Here is a 22,333-nt window from a genome sequence, read left to right as displayed (position 1 = left end):
AGTTTTCGGTCGATCCCCGCTAAGAGAACCGTACCGGAGAGGGGGTCAGTCGAGGTCGATGTGTTCAGCGGTTGAACGCGCGGAGCTCCCACCCGAGGTCCAGCGCGCCTCCGCTCCGGCCACCGCGGAGCGGTAAGCCGCCAGGAGTTCGGCTCCCGCGGTGCTCAAGTGATCGAACAGATCCGGGTTGCGTTCCTTGATGGGTTCGACAACGGAACGCACCTGGGAGATGACGCCTTGCGCGGCCATCTGCACGGCCGGGTTGCGGAGGGTGGCCAGCCGCTCCGTCACGGCGTCCCCCACGGCCTCCGCCAGCCTGCGCAGTTCGTCCGCCGCCGAGCCCGGCATCTCGCCCGCCTGTGCCCTTCGCCGCGCGTGCTCCGCCGCGATGTCCTCCGCGCTGGCCTTCGCCCACGCGTCAGCGTCGGGACGGTCCTTGGCTTCGCTCATGATCGGCTCCAAACGGTGTGTATCTCCGACGGTACCTGAACCCCCCGAGTTTCCCCTTTCTCCCGGTTCCGGGACCACCCGCCGGTGGTGGGCTTGTCGCGCCGTTCCCCGCGCCCCTGGGTATGTGCGGGTATTTCCCGGTGCGGCTCCGCCCGCTCTGCCCCTTGCGGGGGTGCCGGATCTTCCCCCAGTGAGTGGCTGGTCGCGCAGTTCCCCGCGCCCCTGGGTAGGCCGACCTTCGTACGGAGTGGGGTGACGTGGTTGAGGTGCGCTGTCCCCGCGGCGAACAGCCACGACGAAGGGGCGCGGGGAACTGCGCGACCAGCCCTCAACCCGCAGAAGATCCGGCAAACCCCGCAAGGGGCAGCCTGGACGGCAGTCCAGCCCGCCAAAGCCCGAGAGAAGCAAGCACTCCCGGGCACTCCGAAGGAAGCGAGCTTCTTTTCACGGAGGAGCCGAGCGCAACCAGGGGCGCGGGGAACGGCGCGACAAGCCCACCACCGGGAGGTGGTCCCGGAACCGACAGAACCGGGCCACCCGGGGGGTTCAGCTCGGCCACACCGTGGGGTCGGGGACGAAGCGCACCCGTAGGGCGCCGTCGCGGAGGGCGGCACCCTGGACGGTGCAGCGGCGGAGCGCGGAGGGGAGGGGGAGGATACGGCGGAACCCACCTGCGTCGACGACGAGTTCGTCCCCGCGCCGGACCAGGTCGAGCCCTTCGCGGTCGGCCCCGGGCAGCGGAAGCACCCAGAGGAAGTGCCCTTCGGTGCCGAGCAGATCCTCGACCTCCCAGGGCTCGCCGGCCCGCGCCGGACCGCCGGACAGCGGCACCCCGCCCAGCCCGGCAAGATCCGCGGGGGTGCGCGGCTCCCGCCCGAGATGCGGGAGTTCGACCAGCGGCACCCCGTCGGCGGCGCAGCTCTCGGCCACCGCCTTGAGCTCGCTCTGCTGCTGCCCGGACAGCCCCGCGAGGAACGCGTCGGCCGAGCCGGTCGGCAGCAGGCGGTTGGCGACGACGGCGGCGAGCCGGTGCCCGTACAGGGCCAGCCCGGTCCGCGCGGTGCGCAGCGCCTCCTGGGGCCGGGCCCCGGGGTCGAGGACGACGGCCACCGCCGTGCCGGGGTCCTCGATCACCGCCTGTACGGCGGCGAGTTCGCGGTCGGCGCGGGCCGCGGCGTCGTACGCCCACTCGGCGGGCATCGGGACGCCGGCGAGTTGGGCGAGCACCGGGCGCAGCGCGCGGGCGGCCTGCCGGTCGGGGGGCAGCAACCGCCAGAGGTAGCGGCGCAGTTGCTCCGGGAGCGCCAGCATCCGCAGCGCGTCCCGTACGGCGGGCAGGTCCACGACGACCAGGTCCCACGGGGACGGACCGGCGCCCCCCGTGTCGTCCTGGTCGGACAGCACCCGGGCCTGCCGCAGCGCCCGCAGCAGGGCGAGCGGGTCGGCGCCGGGAAGTTCGGTCAGCTCCTCCGGGTCCAGCGGCGCCGCGCCGAGCAGGGCGAGCAGCGCGCCTGTCCGGCTCTGCGCGTCGAGCGCGCCCTCGCGGAACGCGGCGGCCGGATCGACCGGGCCGACCGCCAGGCCCGGCGCGGTGACCTCGGCGGCGGCCCGGTCGGCGGTGAGCAGCAGGGTGCGGCTGCCGCCGCCGGCCGCTGCTGCGGCGACGGCAGCGGCGACGGTGCTGCGGCCGGCCCCGGACGCGCCGGTGACCAGCAGGGTGCGTACCGCGGTCACGCTCAGACCGACTTGCCGGACGTGCCGGACCCGGCGTCCGTGCCGGCGCCCTCGACGCCCTCCGCGGGCCGGTCCGCCTCGCCGGACTCCACCCGCTGCTTCAGGCCGGCCAGCGCCCGGTCGATGATCACCTTCTCGGCCTTCCGCTTGATCATCCCGAGCATGGGGATCTTCACGTCGACCGTGAGCTGGTAGGTGACCTCGGTGCGGCTGCCGCCGTCCAGCGGCACGAGCGCGTAGGAGCCGTCGAGGGTGCGCAGCATCTGGGACTTCACCAGCGACCACCGCACCTCGTCGGCGCCGATCCACTCGTACGCCAGGGTGTGGTCGTCCTTGATCGCGCCCGCGTCCAGCACCAGCCGCACCTGCGCGGCGCGCCCTGCGTCGTCGGTGGCGAGCACCTCCGCCTGCTTGACCTCGCCGGTCCACTCCGGATAGCGGTCGAAGTCGGCGATGACGCCCATGACCGCGGCCGGCGCCGCCTCGATCGTGATGCTCGACCTCGTGTGTTCCGCCATCGCCGTGGCCCTCCGGACTACTGGTGCATCTGGTGAAAGTGCTGATAGCGCTCGTACTGCTCGACCTGTCCCGACGTGGGGAAGGCTATCGCGCCGGGCCGTGCGGCAGGTCACCACTGGAGTGCCCAGGGGACGCGGGTGTGGTTGAAGTGGCCGACATTGACGCATTCGGTGCGGCCGATCCGGGTGCGGCGCACCAGCGGCTGGTGGACGTGCCCGAAGAGCGCGTACTTCGGCTGCACGGACCGCACCGCGTCGAGCAGCGCCTCGCTGCCGCGCTCGAACCGCCGGGCGGACGTGTCGTAGCAGAGTTCGGGGACGGCCGGCGGGATGTGCGAGCACAGCACGTCCACCGGGCCGAGGGCGGCCACCTTGGCGGCGTACGCCTCCTCGTCGATCTCGTACGGGGTGTGCATCGGGGTGGGCAGGCCGCCGCCGACGAAGCCGAAGACCCGGCCGCCGATCTCGGCGGTGGCGCCGTCCAGGACGGTGGTGCCGGGCCGGGCGTACTCCTTCCACAGCCGGGGCACGTCGACGTTGCCGTAGGTGGCGTAGGTCGGGGTGGGGAACGCGGCGAAGAGCTCCGCGTACTGCTTGCGCACGGCCTGCTCGATCAGCGCGGGCCGGTCCCGGCCGGCCCACAGCTCGCGGTCGAGCGCCCGCGCCTCGTCGAAGCGGCGGGCGGTGCGCAGGGCCACCATGCGGTCGGCGTTGGCCTCGCCGAAGAGGTCGGGGAAGATGCCCCGGGAGTGGTCGGCGTAGTCGAGGAAGAGCACCAGGTCGCCGAGGCAGACCAGCGCGTCCGCGCCGTCCCCCGCCCTCGCCAGCGCCTCGACCGCGCCATGTACGTCACTGACCACGTGAACCCGCATGCCGTCACCCTATGCTCGGGTGTGTGACCCTGAGAACATCTGCCCTGCGCCCCCTATCCCGAGGCTTTACCGATGGGTAACGTCCTCGCAGTCCATACCTTCCCTCCGGGTGCGACGCGGCACCGATGAGGAGCAGCAGCCTTGCGTGAGTTCAGCCTTCCGGCCCTGTACGAATTTCCCGCGGACGGCAACCTGACGGACCTGATCCGCCGCAACGCCGCGCAGCACCCGGACACGCCCGTCATCGGCCGCAAGGACTCCGCCGGGCACTGGCAGGACATCACGGCGGCCCGCTTCCTCGACGAGGTGCGGGAGGTCGCCAAGGGCCTGATCGCCTCCGGGGTGGAGCCCGGCGACCGCGTCGCGGTGATGTCCAGGACCCGCTACGAGTGGACGCTGCTGGACTTCGCGATCTGGACGGCGGGCGCGGTGACCGTGCCCGTCTACGAGACGTCGTCCGCCTCCCAGGTGGAGTGGATTCTCGCCGACTCCGGCGCGGTCGCGGTGGTGGTGGAGTCGCAGCCGCACGAGGAGACGGTGGAGTCCGTACGGGAGCGCCTGCCGCAGCTCAAGCAGGTGTGGCGGATCGACGGCGGCGGGGTGCGGGCCCTGGTCGAGGCGGGCAGCGACGTCTCCGAGGCGGTGGTCGACGAACGCTCCACAGCCGCCGGCGCCGACGCCCCGGCCACGATCGTGTACACCTCGGGCACCACCGGCCGCCCCAAGGGCTGCGTGCTCAGCCACCGCAGCTTCTTCGCCGAGTGCGGCAACGTGGTGGAGCGGCTGAGCCCGCTCTTCCGCACCGGGCACTCCTCGGTGCTGCTCTTCCTTCCGCTCGCGCACGTGCTCGGCCGCCTGGTCGAGGTGGGCAGCGTGATGGCACCGATCCGGCTCGGACACGTGCCCGACGTCAAGAACCTCACCGAGGACCTCCAGGGCTTCCGGCCGACCCTGGTCCTCGGGGTGCCGCGGGTCTTCGAGAAGGTCTACAACACCGCCCGGGCCACCGCGCAGGCCGGCGGCAAGGGCCGGATCTTCGACAAGGCCGCGGACGTCGCGATCGAGTACAGCAAGGCGCTGGACACCCCCGGCGGCCCCTCGTTCAAGCTGCGGCTGACCCACCGCGTCTTCGACCGGCTCGTCTACGCCAAGCTCCGCGCGGTGCTCGGCGGGCGTGCCACCCACGCGATCTCCGGCGGCGCCCCGCTCGGCGAGCGGCTCGGCCACTTCTACCGGGGCCTCGGCTTCACCGTCCTGGAGGGCTACGGCCTCACCGAGTCCTGCGCGGCCACCGCGTTCAACCCGTGGGACCGTACGAAGATCGGCACCGTCGGCCAGCCGCTGCCCGGCTCCACCGTACGGATCGCCGACGACGGCGAGGTGCTGCTCTACGGCGAGCACCTGTTCACCGGCTACTGGAACAACGACGCGGCCACCGCCGAGGCGGTCTCCGACGGCTGGTTCCACACCGGGGACCTGGGCACCCTCGACAACGACGGGTACCTGACGATCACCGGCCGCAAGAAGGAGATCATCGTCACCGCCGGCGGCAAGAACGTCGCGCCCGCGGTGATCGAGGACCGCATCCGCGCGGACGCGCTCATCGCCGAGTGCATGGTCGTCGGCGACAAGCGGCCCTTCGTCGGCGCGCTCATCACGCTCGACGAGGAGTTCCTGCCGCGCTGGGCCGAGCAGCACCAGAAGGCCGGCCGCACCCCGGCGGAGCTCTCCTCCGACCCGGACCTCCTCGCCGCCGTCCAGCACGCCGTCGACGAGGGCAACGCGGCCGTCTCCAAGGCCGAGTCCGTCCGCAAGTTCCGCATCCTGCCCGGCCAGTTCACCGAGGAATCGGGCCACCTCACGCCGTCCCTCAAGCTCAAACGCTCCGTCGTGGCCGCGGACTTCGCCGCCGACATCGAGGCGATCTACTCCGCGTAGGGAGGGTGCCCCCGACCCCCCGGGGTGGGTGGTCCTGTCGGTCGAGGGACCACCTGCCGGTGGTGGCCGGTCGCGCAGTTCTCCCCCAGAGCTTCGCCTGGGTGGTACCTCCACGCGCCCCTTTGGGGCGTACCCGCCTGCGGCGGGAAGAGCCGCACATACCCAGGGGCGCTGGGGGTACCTCCCAGGCCCAGCTCTGGGGGAAGACCTGCGCGCTCAGCAGGCCACTGCATGTGGCCGGGAGCGGACCGCAAGGGGCGCGGCGCAGGCCCGTACACCCCCACCGGGCCGGCAACCGGCCTAGAGCAGGGACTGGAGGCGGTCCGCCAGGAGGTCCCAGCTCCACGCTTCGTGGACCCACGCCCGCCCGCGCTCCCCGAGGGACCGCCGCAACTCCGGGTCACGCAACAGCGTGAGGATGCGGGAGGCGGCCTGTTCGGGCGACCCCCCGGGGACGACGTACCCGGTCTCGCCGTCGAGCACGGCGTCCGGCGCCCCCCCGGAGTCGCCGGCGACGACGGGCAACCCCGTCGCGGACGCTTCGAGGTAGACGATGCCGAGCCCTTCGACGTCGAGCCCGCCCCGCCGGGTCCTGCAGGGCATCGCGAAGATGTCCCCCGCGCCGTAGTGCGCGGGCAGTTCGGACCAGGGCACGCTGCCGGTGAACCGGACCGCCGCGGCCACCCCGGTGCGGGCCGCCAGCTTCTCCAACTCGCCGCGGTACGGCCCGCCGCCGACGATGAGGAGCACCGCGTCGGGCACCTCGCGGAGGATGCGCGGCATCGCGAGGATGAGCGTGTCCTGCCCCTTGCGCGGCACCAGCCGCGACACGCAGACCACCACCGGCCGGTCGGCGAGCCCGAGCCGCGCCCGCAGCACCGCGCCGTCCGGCCCGGGATGGAAGACGCTCTCGTCGACGCCGGGCGGCAGCCGCACCATCCGCTCGGCCGCCTCGGGAGTGAGCGCGGCCGCGATCCGCGACCGGGTGTACTCCCCCAGGTAGGTCAGGACGTCGGTGCCCTCGCCGATCCTGCGCAGGAGTTGGCGGCTGGCCGGGAGCTGCGCCCACCCGGCCTCGTGGCCGTGCGTGGTGCCGACCAGCCGCCGGGCGCCCGCCTTGCGCAGCGCGGGCGCCATCAGGGCGAGCGGCGCGGCCGCCCCGAACCACACCGACGAGCAGCCGTGTTCCCGCAGCAGTTCCGCCGCGCGCCGGGTGACCCGGGGCGTCGGCACCATCATCCTGGTCCGGTCCCGCACCACGGTGAACGGCTGCTCGGCGTCGAACCGCGCGACCTCGCGCCCGTCCCGCCAGGTCGAGGCGTACACCACGACCTGCTCGGGGTCCATCCGCATCGCCATGCTGTGCACGAACGCCTGGATGCCGCCGGGCCGCGGCGGGAAGTCGTTGGTGACGATGAGCGTCTTTTCCATCGCCGCCGACAGTACCGCCTCCGCCCCGGCCGGCGGGCCGCGCCACCCGTCCGGGCACCCTGAGCGGCGGTGCGCGGTCAGCGTCCGGCGGCCCACCGGCGGGCGGCGGCGATGCGTTCGGCCGCGGTGGGGTGGCTGCCGAGCAGGGCGTGGGCGAGGCGGGGCGGCGCCGGGTCGGCGACGTTCGCCACGGTGAGCCGGCGCTGCATGGCGATGAAGGTGGCGGGGTCGCCGGTGGTGTCGAGGGCGTGCCGGTCGGCGCGGCGCTCGACGCGCCGGCTGAGGAGGGCGGTGAGCGGGCCGCCGAGGGCGCCGCCGACTGCGGCCACGGCGGCGAGCAGCCAGGCCGAGCGGGGGTCGGCGAAGTGCCGTACTCCGGCGGCGTGCAGCAGCGGGTCCCAGCTGACGACGGCGGCCAGGACGCACACCCCGGCGGCGGCGCCGACCGCGCCCAGCGCGGTGCCGCGCGCCACGTCGCGGTGGACGACGTGGCCGAGTTCGTGGGCGACGACGAGTTCGACCTCGCGCGGGTCGGCGGTGCTCAGCAGGGTGTCGTAGACGACGATCCGCCGGGTGCCGCCGAACCCGGAGACGTACGCGTTGAGCGCGGTCGTACGGCGCGAGGCGTCGGCGACGAGCACGTCCCGTACGGCGACGCCGTCGCGGGCGGCCAGCGCCAGCAGGTCGGCGCGCAGCGGTCCCGGGGGCATGGGCGTGAAGCGGTTGAAGAGCGGTTCGAAGACCAGCGGGGCGAGGAAGGAGAGCAGGACCGTCAGCACGGCCGCGCCGAGCGCCGCCCACGCCCACCACCAGCGGGTCACCCCGGCGAGCGCGTAGACCGCGAAGAGGGCGCCGAGCGCCAGCGGCAGGGACACCAGCAGCCCGCGCAGCCGGTCCACCGCCCAGCCGCCCCAGCCCTGCGTGACCAGGCCGTAGCGGGCCCTGACCACCCGTCCCCGCGCGGCGAACGGCAGCCCGGCCGCCTCGCCCAGCAGCACGAGCGTGACCGCGCCACCCACCACCCGCACCGCCCACGCGGTCCCGAAGGCGCCGACCAGCCGCGCCCCGCCTCCGGTCAGCCCGAGCGCGAGCAGCAGTGCGAGCGAGACCGCGGAGGAGGCCAGCGTCAGCGGCAGCACCTGCCGCCGCAACGCCTGTCCCCGTGCGACCTGCTCGGCAGTGAAGTCGGGCCCCTCGCCGACGGGTTCGGGGCTCTTCGCCTCGCCGCGGCCGTTCTCGCCGTTCGCGTCCTGCCCGCTCAACCCAGTTCCTGTTCCACGTAGGCGCGCCACTTCGCGGTGAAGTCCGCGAGCCCGATGCCGAGCGAGGCGCGCAGGTGGGAGTCGAGTGTGCCGCCCTTCGCCACCGCGCGGTAGAACGTGGTCAGCGTGTCCGGCGACCACTGGTCGGCGATCATCCGGCAGGCGAGCCACCCGCCCTCGTACGCCTGGGCGAGGCCCTTGGCGGTGGAGCGGAAGTCGGCGTCGGTGGGGAGCGCGGCAGGGGTACGGCCGGCCTCGACGTCGGCGGCCAGCTCGGGCGCGATCTCGCGGGCGGTGCGGCCGGAGTCTCGGTAGGCCACCCAGTCGGCGACGCCCTCGGACAGCCACAGCGGGGTGGACGCGGTGGTGGACAGCCGGGTGGCGACGTGCGTCGTCTCGTGGGTGAGCACCACCTGCCGCCCGAACGCGGACAGTTCGCCGAACGCCGCCGGGTTGAGGATCACCCGGTCCGCGGGCGCCGCCGCGTTGCCGCCGCCCTCGCCGGTGGTGACGGCGGCGATGCCCCGGTAGTCGGGGGGCTTCGCCGAGAGCAGCGCCGCCATCTGGTCCAGGGTGGACGGCGCCTCGATCACCACGCTGCCGGGCCAGCCGGAGCCGAACGCGTGCCGCACCTCGGGCACGGCCTTGTCCGCGTCGTCGGCGTAGCCGCGCAGCGTCTTCTCGCTGCCGAGCCCCAGCACCAGGCTGTGCGTGCCGCGCACCACCCGCACCGGACCCTGGTCCCAGATCTGTACGGCGGTGCGGTGGCCGCTCGCGTCGCCGTCGTCATCACCCGCCAGGTACCAGCGGGTGCCGTGCCGCGCGAGGGTCAGGTAGGCGGTGGAGACCACCGGGCTGCTGTCGTAGCCGCGCAGCCGGTAGCTCAGCCGCACCTCGGCGGCGGTGCGGCTGCTGCCGTCGGCGGTCGGCGGCAGCGCGAACGCGCCGGTGCGGACGAGTTGGTACGACCACGCGGCGAGCGGCACGTCGGCGAGATCGGTGAACACCTCGCGTTGCTGGGTGCGGAAGCGGGTGGCCGCCGGGTCGATCCCGGCGAGGAAGGCGGCGCGGTCGTGGTGCAGCACCGCGGTCGCCCGCCGCGCGAGCAGGGCCCGCGCGGCCGCGTCCACCGAGGAGGTCTTCTTCGCCGCGGTCCCACCCGACCCGGTGCACCCCCCGGCCAGCAGCACCCCGCACACGCCGAGTGCGACCCCGCGCGCTCCGCGGATGAGCCGCACCGTCCGAAGTGATCGAGCCCCATCGTGCACGCAGTGATCGTACGGTGCTCACCTTTCCCCGAGGCGCGCCGGGCCCGCCGGCCCAGCCCCCCGCGACGAGTCGCCGGACCACCCGCCGGGGGCCGACAGGACGGGGCGGACCGGGCGGACCGTCACGGACGAGTGATCGCGGTGATCGGCATCATCGTGACCGGGTCGTAGCGGACCCGGGCGCCCGGGTAGGGGGCGTGGATGACCTGGCCGCCGCCGACGTACATCGCGACGTGGCTGGCGTCGGAACGGTAGATCACGAGGTCACCCGGGCGGGCCTGGTCCAGCGAGACATGCCGCCCCGCGTTCATCTGCTCCTGCGAGGTCCGCGGCAGCGCCACCCCGGCCTGCGCGTACGCGTACTGCATCAGCCCTGAGCAGTCGAAGGAGTTCGGCCCGGTGGCGCCCCACACGTAGGGACTCCCGAGCATCCGGCGGGCCGCGGCGACGGCGACCGCGGCGCGCCCGGAGGACGCGGGCAGGTCCAGCAGGGGCGGCAGCACCTGGTCGCGGGAGGCGCGGTCACCGCCCCCGCGGAAAGCGGCCTGCTGGGCCGCCGGCATCGCGTGCAGCAGGGTCTGGGCCGTGGCCAGCGCCCGCTGCACCTCCTTCTTGCGCTGCTGGAGCTGCCGCGAGGTGCTCTGCAACTCCGCGAGCTTGCCGGTCGCCTGGTCCCCCTCCTGCCGCAACGTCCGCTCGGCCTCCTGGAGTTCGCCGAGCCGGGCGGCCTGCCGGGCGCCGAGCCGGTCCAATGCGGTCGCCTGGTCGAGGTACTGGGACGGCCGGTCGGAGAGCAGCAGCGCCAGCGTCGGGTCCATCGCGCCCTCGCGGTACTGCGAGGCCGCGACCGCGCCGAGGTCGTCCCGCAGCGCGTTGACCCGCTGCTGGCCGCGCGCGGCCCGGTCCTGGAGGTCGGCCACCTCGCCGCGCAGCCGCTTCGCGGTCTCCTGCGCGGCGTCGTACTTCTGGGTGGCCTGCTCGGCCTGCTGGTAGAGCTGGTCCAGCCGGGTCGCGGCGTCCGGGGCGGTGCCACCGGCAGGGTCGGCCGCCGCGAACTGGGCGGCACCGCCGGACAGCGCGGCGGTCGCCGCTGCCGCCGCCGACAGCACGGTGACCCTGGTGGTACGGGAAGCGAGTCCCGGCTGCGGGGTGCGTCGATGGGAAGCCACGAACGCTGACAGTAATCGCGCCGTGGCGCACGGTTCAAAGATCCGCGGCCGCCCGAATCCGGACCGCGACCGTGAACCGCAGGTCACACGCCCGCCGTCGGCCCTCTCGGCAAGGTGTTCATCACCCGTCCGCCGTACGGGAGTCGGGCGCGTCACCGTCGACACCGGCCGTCATACGAACGAACGGGTACCCGCGAACGCGCCGGGCGGCCGCCCCTCAACGGAGCGGCCGCCCGGGCCAGGTCATCAGCCGGGGCACTCCGCCCCGCGCGGGTGCGTCAGATCCGCACGCCGAACTCGAACGGCATGTCGCTCATCGCCTCGTACCGCACCACGGCGCCCGGCTTCGGGGCGTGCAGCACCTGGCCGCCGCCCGCGTAGAACCCGACGTGGTGGAAGTCGCCGTAGAAGATGACCAGGTCGCCGACTTCGAGCTGGGAGGCGTTGTAGATGCGGGTGCCCGCGTTCGCCTGCTCCTGCGAGGTCCTGGGTATGGTCACGCCGGCCTGGGCGTAGGCCCACGAGGTCAGGCCCGAGCAGTCGAACTGGCTGGGGCCGGAGGCGCCGTAGTAGTACGGGGAGCCGATCTTCGAGACGGCGGCGTCGAACGCGTTCTTGGCGCGGGCGCTGGCGGCCTTGGTGTTGCCGAGGTCCACCCGGGAGCTGGCCCGGTTGGCCGCCGCCGCGTCGTCCTGCGCCATCTGCGCGCGCTGCGCGGCGGTCAGTCCGTTGAGCACCGACTGCGCCTTGGCGAGCTTCGCCTGCGCGTCCTTCTTGTTCTTCGCCAGGTCGGTGCGGGTGCTCTGCACCTCCGCGAGCTTCGCGGTGGCCTCCGCCCGCTCCTGGTCCAGCGTCTGCTTCGCGTTCTCCAGCTGCGTGAGCGCACCGGCCTGGAGCGAGGTGATCTGGTCGAGCGAACTCGCCTGGTCCAGATAGTCGTCCGGGTTGGAGGAGAGGAAGAGCTGGAGCGAGGGGTCGATGCCGCCGCTGCGGTACTGCGAGGCCGCGATCGCGCCGATGTTGTCCCGCAGCTTGTTCAGGTGCTCCTGCTGGCGGGCGACCTGGTCCTGGAGGTTCGACGCGTCCTTCTGCAACGACTTGAGCTTCTCGTTGGCCGCGTCGTACTTCTGGGTGGCCTGCTCGGCCTGGTCGTAGAGCGCGTCGACCTTGGTCTTGGCGTCCTTGACGGACTCCTTGGCCGGGGCGGCGGCGTTGGCAGCCTGCGAGGACAGCGCGACCGCTGCCGCCGCGGTGGCGGTCAGCACGGTGACGCGCACGCGGCTTGTCGGCTTGGGACGACGGTGGGACGCCACGAAGGCGGTCTCCTTCTTCCTTCAGCCGCCTACCGGTTCACTGGCGGGCGGCCTCCGAGCGCCATCCGGGTTGGATGATCGACTGCGCGGAGGTACGAGCCCAGACCCTAGTGACCGAACTGTGATCGGTTCAAATCCTTGCAGGCAAAATCTCGACCGCTTCGCATATTCTTTACGCGCCCTGTACCCGGGGTGAGGGCAGGAGGACACTGCGTTGGCGGTCGTGCGCTCGTGAACACAAGCCGCCGTCGAACGGCCGGAAAGAGCCGGTGAGTTCACGCCACCACCACAGAGCGCGCGGGAAACCTCCCACGCGCTTCGCACCGTCCGTACGCCTGTCAGGCGCTGTGCCCGTTTCACACCCGGGCGAGCCGTTTGAGCAGCAGCACCGAGGCGACCGGGCGGGCCCCGGCCTTCGCCACGCCGTCGGCGACCTCGCGGTCCGCGGAGACCACCACGATCTGCCGCCCCGGCGGCTCCGCGCGCACCAGCCGGCGGATCAACTCGTCCGCGGTCTCACCGGCCTTGGAAAACAGCACCCGCACCCCGCGCGGCGGCGCGAGCAGCACCGGCATGTCCAGGTCGGCCCCGTCGAAGACGCAGGTCACCTCCGCGCCGCTCTGCGCGGCCAGCGCCGCCAGCCCGCCCAGCAGCCGCAGCCGCTGCTTCTCCAACGGCAGCGCGGGATAACCGGTCTTGGTGACGTTGTAGCCGTCGACCACCAGGTGCGCCTGCGGCAGCGCGAGGAGTTGGTCCAGCAGCGCCGGGTCGGTCGCGGACAGCGCCCGGGTGGCGATGTCCCGCGCGCTGAACGCCCCGGGCGCGACCGCGTCCACGGTGTCCGCGGGCCGTACCCCGAGCGTGTCGCGCGGCGGCAGCGCCAGCTCGCGGCGCAGCCCGGCCGCCGCGTCGAGCACCGTGTCCAGCAGCAGCCGCAGCCGGACCTCCTCCACGCTGCGGCCCTCGCGCACCGCGCGCCGGCCGGCCTCCACCACCGCCTCGGCCTCGGTCAGCCGGGTCCGCAGCCGGCGCGCCTCGCTCTCGGCCGCGGCACGCTCGCGCGCGGCGGCCGCCCGGGCCTCGTCCAGCTCGGCCTGGAGCTTGCGCTGCGCGGCCTCGGCGCGCTTCACGTCGCTGTGCGCGGCCCGCAGTTTGCGGTGCAGCGCGTCGCCGTCCTTGCGTACGGCGTCGAGTTCGCCGCGGGCGCGGGCCGCGTCGGCGCGGGCCTGGGCCTGGAGCGCGACCACCTCCTCGCGCAGCCGGGCGAGTTCGCGGACCGTCTCCTCGTCGACCCGCTCGGCGTCGGCCCGCTGGGCCTCCTCGCCCGCGGTCGCCACGAGCTTGGCCCACCCCTCCGGCCGCAGCAGATACGCGGCCGCGGCCACGTCCAGCGGGTCGGCGGCCGGCGGCGGGGTGCCGGAGTCCAGCGCCCCGGTCAGCTCCGGCTGCGCCTCCCGCAGCCGCCCGGCGACCTTCAGCCGGAAGCCGGGGTCCGACTCCAGCGCGGCGGCCAGCGCGGTCGCCGCGTACTTCACCCGGCGGGACGGCGTGAAACGGGCATACGGCCGCAGCGACACCGGCAGTTCGGGGAAGGTGAACCCGCCGAAGGCGTCGGCGGCGATGGCGACCACCCGGTGGCGTACGCCTTCGGGCAGCGGCCGGTCGAGCGCGGACTCGACCGCGCCGTCCTGCTCCGCGCCGCGCGCGTCGTCAGCCGCCGCGTCCCCGCCGGCCCCGTCCTCACCCGCCTCGTCCTCACCCGCCGCGTCCGTGTGCTCCGCGGCATGCTCGGCGGAAGGCTCGGCCGGGCCGGTACGGTCGGCGGGCGCGCCGCCGTCCGCGGGCACGGCGTGCTCCACCGGCTCGGCGTCCCGCGCCGCTCCGGCGCCCGGCCCGCTCTCCTCGTCGGGCAGCGGTAGGCCGCCGTTACCATCCACCAGTCACTCCCTGTCGGGTTCCTCGGCGCCCTCCCGGCCCCCTTCGATCCCTCCGGCCGCCGCCTGCTGCTTCCATTGTCCCCGTAACAGAGCTCAACCCGTCGCGGAACCGTCCGTCACGTCCTTGCCGGGGCGGTCCACCAGTTCGACCTGGTCCACCGCGTTGCACCAGCGGCAGCGCACGGACTCCACGGTCTCGCTGAGCACCTCGGTCTCCTCGGTGCGCGGCTCACCGCCCAGATCGAGGTGGACGTACTCGACCACGCGGGTCGAGCGGGTGACGTCGAACCTGGTCAGATTGCCGCACAGCGTGCAGCGCCACCGGGTGGTCGCGGTCGGCAGGGGAACCGTCATCGGCTCCGCACCTCTTCTCGTCTCGGTGCGTCTACTAGGCGGACTATGGCTCACCCATACCCAACGTGAGGGGCGTGTGTGCCCCGGTCACCCTACGGCCTCGGAGGTCCGGCGCGCTGCGGCGAGGCGGTCCTTGCCGGTTGGTCCCGTTCCGTCATGATCGGTGCATGGTCATCCCGGTGTACGACAAGAACCCGGTCCGCCGCCCGCCGGTCGTGACCTACACCCTCATCGGCATCTGCACCGTGGTGTTCCTGCTCAGCCCGCTCTCCGGCTTCGTCCGGCTGCACGGCAGCGGGCCCGCGCTCCAGTGCGCGCAGACGGTCTACTTCGACCGCTGGGGCGTCATCCCCAGCGAGCTGTTCCACGGGCGGCTCCCGGTCGGCGAGCTCGACCTGCCGGCCGGCTGCAAGACCCCGGGCACGTTCCCCAAGGTGCCGTTCCTGTCCGTGCTCACCTCGATGTTCGTGCACGGCGGCTGGCTGCACCTGATCGGCAACATGCTCTTCCTCTACGTCTTCGGCGACAACGTGGAGAACCGCATGGGCCGGGTCCGCTTCGCGCTCTTCTACCTCGCGGCCGGCTACCTCGCCACGTACGGCTTCGCCTTCGCCAACACCGACGACACGCAGAGCCTGGTCGGCGCCTCCGGGGCGATCTCGGGTGCCCTCGGCGCCTACCTCTACCTCTATCCCAAGGCCCGCGTCACCAGCCTCTTCCCCTTCCTCTTCTTCGTGCCGCTGCGGTTCCCGGCCTGGGTCGTGCTCGGCTTCTGGTTCGTCCTGCAGTGGCTCGCCGCTCAGACCGCGCAGGGCGGCCCCGGCGTCGCCTACCTCGCCCACGTGGTCGGCTTCGCCTTCGGCTTCCTGTGGGCGTGGGTCTGCTACCGGCCACGGCGTAAGGTGAGCGTCGTCATCGGACCCACCCAAGGAGACGTCCAGCCGTGATCACCGCGATCGTGCTCATCAAGACCTCAGTGGACCAGATCCCCGAGATCGCCGAGTCGATCGCCGCGTTGGACCACGTCAGCGAGGTGTACTCGGTGACCGGGACGTACGACCTGGTCGCGCTGGTACGCGTGGCTCGCCACGACGACCTCGCGGACATCATCCCCGGGCAGATCTCCAAGATCCCGGGGGTGGAAGTGACCGACACCCACGTCGCGTTCCGCACGTATTCCCAGCACGACCTGGAGGCCGCGTTCTCCATCGGGCTGGACTCCTGACGAACCGCAGGTCCTGCCCCCGGATGGTCCGGTCCGACCATCCGGTCCGTTTCGGCTGGTCGCGCGGTTCCCCGCGCCCCTTGGTGACGCACCTCTTCCGCGGCGAGCAGCCACCGGCCGGGGACGCGTGACGGGCAGCCCGGGCGGTCCCGTCACCGTACGGGCACGCACCGCCCGGCCTCGGTGCGGTAGCGCCACGCCGCACCGTCGCGGACGAGGGTCCGGACGGCCCCGAGGAAACGCTCGATGTGCTCCTCGGGCGTACCCGCCCCGAAGCTGACCCGCACGGCGTTGAGGGAGCGCTCGCCGGGCGCCGCGTCGGGCGCCCCGCACTCCCCCGGCTCGTCCGGCTCCGTGTCGAGCAGGGTCCGCACCAGCGGGTGCGCGCAGAACAGCCCGTCCCGCACCCCGATCCCGTACTCCGCCGAGAGCGCGGCCGCGAAGTGCGAGGAGTTCCAGCCGCGGACGACGAAGGAGAGCACGCCGACCCGGGCGGAGCCGGACCCGAACAGCGAGAGCACGCGGACCTCGGGAAGCTCGGCGAGCCCGTCCCGCAGCCGGGCCAGGAGTTCACGCTCACGGGTGACAAGGGAGTCGAAGCCGGCCTCGGTGAGCGCCTTGCACGCGGACGCGATGGCGTACGCGCCGATCACGTTCGGCGACCCGGCCTCGTGGCGGGCGGTGCCGGAGTGCCATTCGACGGACAGCCCGTCGCCGGAGCGCGCGACCTTGCGGGTGGCGCCGCCGCCCGCGAGGTACGGCTCGGCGGCCCGCAGCCAGTCGGCCCGGCCGGCGAGCACCCCGGCGCCGAAGGGCGCGTAGAGCTTGTGCCCGGAGAAGGCGACCCAGTCGACGTCCAGCGCGGTGATGTCCACCGGGTGGTGCGGGGCGAGTTGGGCGGCGTCGAGCACGATCCGCGCGCCGTGCCGGTGCGCGGCGGCGGCCAGTTCCCGTACCGGCCAGATCTCGCCGGTGACGTTGGACGCGCCGGTCACGCAGACCAGCTTCGGGCCCTTGGGGGCGCCGTGCAGCGCCACGTCGAGGGAGGCGACGGCCTGTTCGGGGGTGCGCGGCGCGGGCAGGTACTCCACCCGCGCGCCCTCGGCACGCTGCCAGGGCAGCAGCGCGGCGTGGTGCTCGGTGTCGAAGACGAAGACGCGGGTGCCGGCCGGGAGCGCCGAGGCCAGCAGGTTGAGCGAGTCGGTGGTGGAGCGGGTGAAGATCAGCTCGTCGTCCGGGCGGCAGCCGAGGAACTCCGCGACGGTCTCGCGGCTCTGCTCGAACAGGTCGGTGGACAGCTGCGACAGGTAGCCGGCGCCGCGGTGCACGCTGCCGTAGTAGGGCGCGTAGGCGGCGACGTCGTCCCACACCCGCTGGAGGGCGGGGGCGCTGGCGGCGTAGTCGAGGGCGGCGTACCCCACTTCCCCGCCGGTGACGAGCGGCACCCGCACGTCACGGCCGAGCACGGGCAGCGGGGTGGTCGTACAGGCGGGGCAGTCGGTGGCGGCGGCGCCGGCGGCGGGGCGAGCGGCGGCGCTGACGCCAGTGGTGCTGGTGGTACCAGTGGTGCTGGTGGTGACGGTCAAGGCGAACTCCCGGCGGAAGGCAGGCGAAAGCACCACGAAGCGTGCAGCCGAAAGCGACTGCGCGGGCGGCGCGGAGCATGAAGATCGGGCGGAATTGCTGGTTGCAGAACCGGGGCCGACTGGCCCTAACGCATTCGCTTGCTCATGAAAGAACTCCCCAGTCCGGCTTGCTGTGAGCCTCGCTGCATCACAGCCTGGTCATCACCCGGGGCACCCCGCCTCGGACGGAGGGTTGCCGGACAGCGAGCCGGGGCCTTTGCGCTGTCACTCGTGACCTGGAACAAGATTGTGCCATACGGCGACGCGGGCGCAAGATGCCGTCCGCTCAGTGGACGGCGCCGCACGCCCGCGCCCGCACGCTCTGTACCGATATGCCCGTTTCGCGCCCACCGGTGGTACGCGCCCGCGTACGTTCCGGTGCCCGCGCCGCGCCGCTAGCCGCGGGTGGCCGCCACCCACCGCTCCAGCACGGCCTCAGCCGCACCCGAGTCGATCGACTCCGCGGCCCGCTCCAGGCCCTTGATGATGCGCTCCTCCAGCGTGCCGCCGCTTGCCGGCGTCAACGCGGTCAGCGCGGCAGCCGAGTTGAGCAGCACCGCGTCCCGCACCGGCCCGCGCTCACCGGCGAGCAGCCGCCGGGCCACGTCCGCGTTGTACGACGCCTCGCCACCGCGCAGCGCCTCCACCGGCACCAGTTCCAGACCGACGTCCCGCGGGTCGAAGCCGGCGTGCTCGACCTTGCCGTCCCCGACCACCCACACCTGCGAGGTCGCGGTGGTGGTCAGCTCGTCCAGGCCGTCGTCACCGCGGAACACCAGTGCGGACGAGCCGCGTTCGGCGAGCACCCCGGCGAGGATCGGCGCCATCCGCAGGTCCGCGACCCCGGTCGCCTGTGCCTTCACCCGGGCCGGGTTGGTCAGCGGGCCGAGGAAGTTGAACGGAGTCGCCACCCCCAACTCGCTCCGGGCGGTGGCCACATGACGCAGCGCCGGGTGGAACCTGACGGCGAAGCAGAAGGTGATGCCGACCTCCTGCGCCACCTCGGCGACCCGCTGCGGCGACAGGTCGAGGTTGACGCCCAGCGCCGCGAGCACGTCGGACGCGCCGCTCCTCGACGACGCCGACCTGCTGCCGTGCTTGACCACCCGGGCGCCGGTGCCGGCCACCACGATCGCCGACATCGTGGAGATGTTCACGGAGTTCGACCGGTCGCCGCCGGTGCCGACCACGTCCACGGTCGGGCCCGGCACCTCGATGGTCGTCGCATGCGCGTACATCGCCTCGACCAGTCCGGCGATCTCCGCGACCGTCTCGCCCTTGCTGCGCAGCGCCACCGCGAAGCCGGCGATCTGGGCGTCGGTGGCCTCGCCGCTCATGATCGAGTCCATCGCCCACGCGGTCTCCGCGGAGCTGAGGTCGTCCCTGCGGATCAGGGCGCCGAGGATGTCCGGCCACGAGCGCGCGGCCCCGGGTTCGCCTCCGGCGGGGTGCACAACGCTCATGGCTTCACGCTCCTGGAATACGGCAACACGTCTGACCGCACCCTATCGGTGGGGTGTGCTCCGCAGGGGCGCGTGGGGGTCCTCCCGCGCACCGGGGGTACGCCCGGGGTGCGCCCGGGAACGACAAGGCCGCCCGGGCGTACCCGGGCGGCCTTGGCAGCGTGTCGACGGCTCAGTGGTGGCCGTGGCCGCTGGTAATCTCTTCGTACTCCTCGACCGTCGGCTTCGGGATCTGGCTGTGCTCGCCGTAGAACCCCTCGGAGAGCCTCGCCTGCACCTTCGCGACGGGGCTGACCTTGCGCGCGACACCGTTCTCGTCGGTCTCGGGTCCGAGGTCCAGCGGCTGCGGCTGGACGTGCGCGGTGAGCACGTGCAACTGCTGCTGCGACAGCGGCTCGTGCACCTCGATGAACTCGCCGTGCGGCAGCCGCTTGATGATGCCGCTCTCCCGCCCGTGCAGCACCTTGTCGCGGTCGCGGCGCTGGAGCCCGAGGCAGATCCGCTTCGTGACCCAGAACGCGGCCGGTGGTGCCAGGAAGAAGGCGACCCGCACGAACCAGGTGATCGCGTTGATCGACAGATGGAAGTGCGTGGCGATCAGGTCGTTGCCGCCACCGATCAGCAGCACGAAGTACAGCGTCAGCCAGGCGACGCCGAACCCGGTGCGCACCGGACGGTTGCGCGGACGGTCCAGCAGGTGGTGCTCGCTCTTGTCCCCGGTGACCCAGGACTCGATGAACGGGTACACCGCGATGGCCATCATCACCAGCGGGAAGACCATCAGCGGGATGAAGACGCCGAGCACCAGGGTGTGGCCCCAGGCCCTGATCTCCCAGCCGGGCATCACACGGATCAGGCCCTCGGAGAAGCCCATGTACCAGTCCGGCTGGGCTCCGGTGGACACCTGGTCCGGCCGGTAGGGGCCGATCGCCCAGATCGGGTTGATGGTGGCGATCGCGGCGATCGCGGCGATCACACCGAAGACCAGGAAGAAGAAGCCGCCCGCCTTCGCGGTGTAGATCGGCAGCAGCGGCGAGCCGACCACGTTCTTCTCGGTCTTGCCGGCACCCGGGAACTGGGTGTGCTTGTGGAAGAACACCAGGATCAGGTGGGCCACCAGCAGACCGGCCATCAGACCCGGCAGCAGCAGGATGTGCACCGAGTAGAACCGGCTGACGAAGTCGTGCCCGGGGAACTCCCCGCCGAACAGGAACATCGACAGGTAGGTGCCGACGATCGGCGTGGAGAGCACCGCGCCTTCCATGAACCGCACGCCGGTGCCGGACAGCAGGTCGTCCGGGAGCGAGTAGCCGGTGAAGCCGGTGAACATGCCCAGGAAGAGCAGGGTCCAGCCGAAGAGCCAGTTCAGCTCGCGCGGCTTGCGGAACGCGCCGGTGAAGAAGACGCGCATCATGTGCACGATCATCGCGGCGATGAAGATCAGCGCGGCCCAGTGGTGGATCTGCCGGACCAGCAGGCCGCCGCGGACCTCGAAGCTGATGTGCACCGTGGAGGCGAACGCCTCGGACATCCGCTGGCCGTCGAGCGGCGCGTACGGGCCGTTGTAGACGACCTCGTTCATGCTCGGGTGGAAGAACAGCGTCAGATACACACCCGTGAGGATGAGGATCACGAAGCTGTAGAGGCAGACCTCACCGAGCATGAAGGACCAGTGGTCCGGGAAGATCTTGCGCAGGTTGGACTTGGCCAGCTTGTAGAGCCCGAGCCGGCCGTCGGTCCACTCCGCGACCCGCTCACCGGGGTTCGTCGGGCGGCCACGCCGGGTCGGTGCATCGGTCGTGGTGCTCATGAGCGCTCCCAGAATGCCGGGCCGACGGGCTCCTCGAAGTCGCCGAGGGCGATGAGGTTGCCCTCACTGTTGACGCTGATCCGGAGCTGCGGCAGCGGGTGGCCCGCGGGACCGAAGAGCACCCGCGCGCCGTCGGAGAGGTCGAACGTCGACTGGTGGCACGGGCAGAGCACGTGGTGCGTCTGCTGCTCGTACAGGCTGATCGGGCAGCCGACGTGGGTGCAGATCTTGGAGAAGGCAACGATGCCCTGGTGGCTCCAGTCGCGCTCGCGCTTGTCCTTGATGTCGTCCGGCTTGAGCCGGATGATCATCAGGGCGGCCTTGGCGATCTGCTCCTGGAAGTCCTCCTGGCTCTCTTCGAGTCCGTCCGGCTGGGCGAAGGTCAGAGAGCCGACGACGACGTCCTCGGGACGCAGCGGCTGGTTGGTGTTGGTGTTGATCAGCTGCTTGCCCTTGGCCCACATGGTGTGGTCGAGCTTCTTCTCCGGCAGCGGGCCGAGGTCGCGCAGGATCACCAGGCCGGCCAGCGGCACCATGGTGAGCGCGCCCATCATGGTGTTGCGGATCAGCTTGCGGCGGCCGAAGCCGCTCTCCTTCGCGCCGGTGATCCACTGCTGGCGGACGTTCTCCCGCAGCTCGTCGTCGGCGTCGATACGGTGCCGCTCGTCGGCGACCTCCTCGTCCGACATCAGCGTCCGGGCCCAGTGCACGGCGCCCGCGCCGATGCCGAACAGCGCCACGGCCAAGGTGAGGCCGAGCGAGAAGTTCAGCGCACTGACGTGCCCGAACGGGAAGATGTAGACGATCTTGTCGACCGGGAAGATGACGAAGCACGCGATGAACGCGATGGTGCCGAGCATCGACAGCGTGAACAGGCCGGCCACCACTCGCTCGGAGTGCCTGGCCGCCTTCTCGTCGATGTCCTGGCGCCGGTACTCGTGGGGCGGCAGCCCGGGGTCGGCGAACGGGTCGGGCTTGGCGACCTCGTCGCCGTGGTGGCCGCCCCGCTCGCTCGGCAGGTTCTCTGGCACGTCGTTGTGCGATCCAGTCTCGTCGCTCATGATTTCTTGGCCTTAGTCGTCCGTGCAGCGAGCCAGGTCGTGAGACCGATCAGCGTGCCGAGGCCGAAGACCCAGGCGAACAGACCCTCGGACACCGGGCCGAGAGAACCGAGCGTGAAGCCGCCGGGGTTCGGGCTCTGCGCGCTGTCCACGGCCTTCAGGTACGCGATGATGTTCGCCTTCGCGTCGGAGGGCATCGTGCTGTCCGGGAAGGACGGCATGTTCTGCGGGCCGGTCTGCATCGCCTCGTAGATGTGCTTCGACGAGACGCCCTTGAGACTCGGCGCGAACTTGCCGTGCGTCAGCGCACCGCCCTTGCCCACGAAGTTGTGGCACTGCGTGCAGTTGGTCCGGAACAGCTCGCCGCCCTTGGCGACGTCGGCGGAGGCCGGGCTGTACTGGTCCTTCGTCGGGGTCGCCGGGCCGGGGCCCAGGGAGGCGATGTACGCGGCGAGCTGGTCGATCTCGCCCTGGCTGTAGGTGTTCTTCTTCGCCTCGACCTGCGGGCCGGGCTGCTTGGCCGGCATGCGGCCGGTGCCGACCTGGAAGTCCACCGCGGCCGAGCCGACGCCCACCAGGCTCGGGCCGTCTGAACTGCCCTGCCCCGACATGCCGTGGCAGCTGGCGCAGCCGACCTGGTAGAGCTTCTTGCCCTCCTCGATGGCGAGGGAGGACTGCGAGGAGTCAGCCTGCGCCTTGGGCGCCGGCGCGAGCGCGGCGTACAGCCCCCCGGTGGCCGCGAGCGCGAAGAGTAGGACGACAAGCGCCGCCAGCGGATGGCGCCGTCGTGCGGAGAGCTTTTTCACGGATTACCCCGGTGTCAGGATCTCTTGTGTCGATGCTTCTGGCTGTGCCGTCGGCGGGCCGTCGTCCTCCGTCCGGAGTGCGACGCTGCGCCGACCG

At 72.5% G+C, this 22,333-nt stretch carries 19 protein-coding genes and 1 riboswitch; of the genes, 3 read left to right on the top strand and 16 right to left on the bottom strand.

Annotated features, from left to right (window positions below; translation table 11 throughout):
• Positions 1-45: 45 nt before the first annotated feature.
• The 4 genes from ACIPAE_RS15060 to ACIPAE_RS15045 form a co-directional block, all read right to left on the bottom strand.
• Positions 46-450: a DUF5304 family protein gene (locus ACIPAE_RS15060; RefSeq protein WP_329370371.1), complete on the bottom strand. Its 405-nt coding sequence runs from the start codon at positions 448-450 to the stop codon at positions 46-48.
• A gap of 546 nt (positions 451-996) precedes the next feature.
• Positions 997-2,184: an ArsA family ATPase gene (locus tag ACIPAE_RS15055; protein ID WP_402445383.1), complete on the bottom strand. Its 1,188-nt coding sequence runs from the start codon at positions 2,182-2,184 to the stop codon at positions 997-999.
• A 2-nt stretch (positions 2,185-2,186) separates the two neighbouring features.
• On the bottom strand, positions 2,187-2,702 hold the full coding sequence (locus tag ACIPAE_RS15050; RefSeq protein WP_402445381.1) for an SRPBCC family protein: 516 nt from the start codon (positions 2,700-2,702) through the stop codon (positions 2,187-2,189).
• 110 nt (positions 2,703-2,812) lie between these two features.
• Positions 2,813-3,574 (bottom strand): metallophosphoesterase, encoded by a 762-nt coding sequence (locus ACIPAE_RS15045; protein ID WP_366413429.1) that lies wholly within the window; start codon positions 3,572-3,574, stop codon positions 2,813-2,815.
• 141 nt (positions 3,575-3,715) lie between these two features.
• Between ACIPAE_RS15045 and ACIPAE_RS15040 the strand changes: the two genes are divergently transcribed.
• A complete protein-coding gene (locus tag ACIPAE_RS15040; protein WP_402445378.1) occupies positions 3,716-5,512 on the top strand; it encodes an AMP-dependent synthetase/ligase in 1,797 nt (598 codons plus the stop codon).
• 300 nt (positions 5,513-5,812) lie between these two features.
• Here the strand turns inward: ACIPAE_RS15040 and ACIPAE_RS15035 are convergent, their stop codons facing one another.
• The 7 genes from ACIPAE_RS15035 to ACIPAE_RS15005 all read right to left on the bottom strand — a co-directional run bounded on the left by ACIPAE_RS15035 (position 5,813) and on the right by ACIPAE_RS15005 (position 14,246).
• Positions 5,813-6,943 carry a glycosyltransferase family 4 protein gene (locus ACIPAE_RS15035; RefSeq protein ID WP_366413430.1) on the bottom strand — a complete coding sequence of 377 codons (1,131 nt, stop codon included), beginning with the start codon at positions 6,941-6,943 and terminating at the stop codon, positions 5,813-5,815.
• 77 nt (positions 6,944-7,020) lie between these two features.
• On the bottom strand, positions 7,021-8,205 hold the full coding sequence (locus ACIPAE_RS15030; protein ID WP_329370363.1) for a M48 family metalloprotease: 1,185 nt from the start codon (positions 8,203-8,205) through the stop codon (positions 7,021-7,023).
• Complete coding sequence (locus tag ACIPAE_RS15025; protein ID WP_402445376.1) at positions 8,202-9,443, bottom strand: hypothetical protein; 1,242 nt, start codon at positions 9,441-9,443, stop codon at positions 8,202-8,204. The genes ACIPAE_RS15030 and ACIPAE_RS15025 overlap by 4 nt, the downstream gene beginning before the upstream one ends.
• Positions 9,444-9,595: 152 nt before the next feature.
• Positions 9,596-10,642: an NlpC/P60 family protein gene (locus ACIPAE_RS15020; RefSeq protein WP_402445374.1), complete on the bottom strand. Its 1,047-nt coding sequence runs from the start codon at positions 10,640-10,642 to the stop codon at positions 9,596-9,598.
• 278 nt (positions 10,643-10,920) lie between these two features.
• Positions 10,921-11,955, bottom strand: a complete 1,035-nt coding sequence (locus ACIPAE_RS15015; protein WP_329370357.1) for an NlpC/P60 family protein — start codon at positions 11,953-11,955, stop codon at positions 10,921-10,923.
• Between the two features lie 356 nt (positions 11,956-12,311).
• Positions 12,312-13,610: an NYN domain-containing protein gene (locus ACIPAE_RS15010; RefSeq protein ID WP_366413447.1), complete on the bottom strand. Its 1,299-nt coding sequence runs from the start codon at positions 13,608-13,610 to the stop codon at positions 12,312-12,314.
• A 375-nt stretch (positions 13,611-13,985) separates the two neighbouring features.
• Positions 13,986-14,246 (bottom strand): hypothetical protein, encoded by a 261-nt coding sequence (locus tag ACIPAE_RS15005; RefSeq protein WP_328463069.1) that lies wholly within the window; start codon positions 14,244-14,246, stop codon positions 13,986-13,988.
• A gap of 167 nt (positions 14,247-14,413) precedes the next feature.
• On the opposite strand from ACIPAE_RS15005, the gene ACIPAE_RS15000 reads away from it, so the two are divergent.
• Positions 14,414-15,193, top strand: a complete 780-nt coding sequence (locus ACIPAE_RS15000; protein ID WP_402445372.1) for a rhomboid family intramembrane serine protease — start codon at positions 14,414-14,416, stop codon at positions 15,191-15,193.
• Positions 15,190-15,471: an Lrp/AsnC ligand binding domain-containing protein gene (locus ACIPAE_RS14995; protein WP_328463073.1), complete on the top strand. Its 282-nt coding sequence runs from the start codon at positions 15,190-15,192 to the stop codon at positions 15,469-15,471. The genes ACIPAE_RS15000 and ACIPAE_RS14995 overlap by 4 nt, the downstream gene beginning before the upstream one ends.
• A gap of 152 nt (positions 15,472-15,623) precedes the next feature.
• Here the strand turns inward: ACIPAE_RS14995 and ACIPAE_RS14990 are convergent, their stop codons facing one another.
• The 5 genes from ACIPAE_RS14990 to ACIPAE_RS14970 all read right to left on the bottom strand — a co-directional run bounded on the left by ACIPAE_RS14990 (position 15,624) and on the right by ACIPAE_RS14970 (position 22,236).
• Complete coding sequence (locus ACIPAE_RS14990) at positions 15,624-16,943, bottom strand: aminotransferase class V-fold PLP-dependent enzyme (protein ID WP_366413448.1); 1,320 nt, start codon at positions 16,941-16,943, stop codon at positions 15,624-15,626.
• 272 nt (positions 16,944-17,215) lie between these two features.
• Positions 17,216-17,333: riboswitch (SAM riboswitch) on the bottom strand.
• 158 nt (positions 17,334-17,491) lie between these two features.
• Positions 17,492-18,559 carry an anthranilate phosphoribosyltransferase gene (gene trpD / locus ACIPAE_RS14985; RefSeq protein ID WP_328463075.1) on the bottom strand — a complete coding sequence of 356 codons (1,068 nt, stop codon included), beginning with the start codon at positions 18,557-18,559 and terminating at the stop codon, positions 17,492-17,494.
• A gap of 172 nt (positions 18,560-18,731) precedes the next feature.
• Positions 18,732-20,369, bottom strand: coding sequence for a cytochrome bc complex cytochrome b subunit (locus ACIPAE_RS14980; protein ID WP_402445369.1), 1,638 nt, complete (start codon positions 20,367-20,369; stop codon positions 18,732-18,734).
• Positions 20,366-21,430, bottom strand: coding sequence for a Rieske 2Fe-2S domain-containing protein (locus tag ACIPAE_RS14975; protein ID WP_329370351.1), 1,065 nt, complete (start codon positions 21,428-21,430; stop codon positions 20,366-20,368). The genes ACIPAE_RS14980 and ACIPAE_RS14975 overlap by 4 nt, the downstream gene beginning before the upstream one ends.
• Positions 21,427-22,236 (bottom strand): cytochrome c, encoded by an 810-nt coding sequence (locus ACIPAE_RS14970; protein ID WP_329370349.1) that lies wholly within the window; start codon positions 22,234-22,236, stop codon positions 21,427-21,429. Before ACIPAE_RS14970 ends, ACIPAE_RS14975 begins: the two co-directional genes overlap by 4 nt.
• Positions 22,237-22,333 lie beyond the last annotated feature (97 nt).

The organism is Streptomyces sp. NPDC087270 (genome assembly GCF_044744625.1).
Classification (GTDB): domain Bacteria; phylum Actinomycetota; class Actinomycetes; order Streptomycetales; family Streptomycetaceae; genus Actinacidiphila.
The sequence above is the reverse complement of the archived record's forward strand: the minus strand, read 5'-3'. Positions and strand labels throughout refer to the sequence as shown.

Bases quoted from the DNA above. Each gene is read 5' to 3' on its own strand.
- ACIPAE_RS15060 (WP_329370371.1), bottom strand. From the start codon at position 450: ATGAGCGAAGCCAAGGACCGTCCCGACGCTGACGCGTGGGCGAAGGCC.
- ACIPAE_RS15050 (WP_402445381.1), bottom strand. From the start codon at position 2,702: ATGGCGGAACACACGAGGTCGAGCATCACGATCGAGGCGGCGCCGGCC.
- ACIPAE_RS15045 (WP_366413429.1), bottom strand. From the start codon at position 3,574: ATGCGGGTTCACGTGGTCAGTGACGTACATGGCGCGGTCGAGGCGCTG.
- ACIPAE_RS15035 (WP_366413430.1), bottom strand. From the start codon at position 6,943: ATGGAAAAGACGCTCATCGTCACCAACGACTTCCCGCCGCGGCCCGGC.
- ACIPAE_RS15005 (WP_328463069.1), bottom strand. From the start codon at position 14,246: ATGACGGTTCCCCTGCCGACCGCGACCACCCGGTGGCGCTGCACGCTG.
- ACIPAE_RS15000 (WP_402445372.1), top strand. From the start codon at position 14,414: ATGGTCATCCCGGTGTACGACAAGAACCCGGTCCGCCGCCCGCCGGTC.
- trpD (WP_328463075.1), bottom strand. From the start codon at position 18,559: ATGAGCGTTGTGCACCCCGCCGGAGGCGAACCCGGGGCCGCGCGCTCG.
- ACIPAE_RS14980 (WP_402445369.1), bottom strand. From the start codon at position 20,369: ATGAGCACCACGACCGATGCACCGACCCGGCGTGGCCGCCCGACGAAC.
- ACIPAE_RS14975 (WP_329370351.1), bottom strand. From the start codon at position 21,430: ATGAGCGACGAGACTGGATCGCACAACGACGTGCCAGAGAACCTGCCG.